This is a genomic window from Desulfobotulus pelophilus, assembly GCF_026155325.1.
In the GTDB taxonomy this organism is placed as follows: Bacteria; Desulfobacterota; Desulfobacteria; order Desulfobacterales; family ASO4-4; genus Desulfobotulus; species Desulfobotulus pelophilus.
On sequence record NZ_JAPFPW010000072.1, the window covers coordinates 1 to 818 of the forward strand.

The following is an 818-nucleotide window of genomic DNA, read 5'->3' on the forward strand; positions in this document are numbered from 1 at the left end:
GCCGTTTGTCTTTATTTATGAGTTTTGGTTAGTAAGGTCAGTAAAGTCCTTAGGGTCTTTAATGAAGGCAGCCTTTTGCTGTAAACAAAGGCCTTACCGCTCCGGCCCGGCTTTCAGGTAAAAAGGGGTCAGACCCCTTTTTACGAGACCCCTTTTTACGGGAAAGCCCGTCAAGGGTAGCAGCGGCCCTGCCTGCCACAAAAGATTGCTTTCCTTAAGGACTTTAAGGACCTTAAGCCGTTTGTAGTGATGGGCCTGGGTTTTCAATAAAAAACTTACCCGTAGGGGTTATTTCTGGCGGTGCTGTACAGAATTTCCGTCTGAACGCTCACGGTCAGGGAGGCTTCCCCCTGAGACCAGTCCGGCCAGTCTTCCACACCGCCGGAAACATAGCGCACGCTATCCGCCGTTTCGTTTTCTTCTTCCAACTGACCCAGCGCCTGCCGGATATCCGCCAGCACGTTTTCCGCCGCCGTGGCCATGGCCCGTTCCTGAAGGGTCGGGGCCTCGTGCAGGCTGTAACGAAGCCCCGCCCGGATGGTCAGCGGCAGGGTGAGGCTGTCTTCGCCGTAGCGGGTGCTTTCGCATTCTTCCGTTCCGGGTGTGAGCCAGAGGGCGGGAAGCTCTTCCAGATCCCGCTTGCCTTCGGCCAGCACAAGGGCCGTGCCGATGTCGGAGTGAAAACCATTGCTCTTGCGGATGCCGGAAAGCACTTCTTCCAGCTCTTCCAGCAGGGTTTGCCGGATGGATGGGTTCATGGCAGCTCCTTGAAAAGGGGTCAGACCCCTTGAATGCCAGACAGGATGAGCTGCACCTGC

The 818-nt window shown here is 56.2% G+C and carries 1 protein-coding gene; it reads right to left on the reverse strand.

Annotated features, from left to right (window positions below):
* Nucleotides 1–275 precede the first annotated feature (275 nt).
* A complete protein-coding gene (locus tag OOT00_RS16065; protein ID WP_265426436.1) occupies nucleotides 276–758 on the reverse strand; it encodes a hypothetical protein in 483 nt (160 codons plus the stop codon).
* Nucleotides 759–818 lie beyond the last annotated feature (60 nt).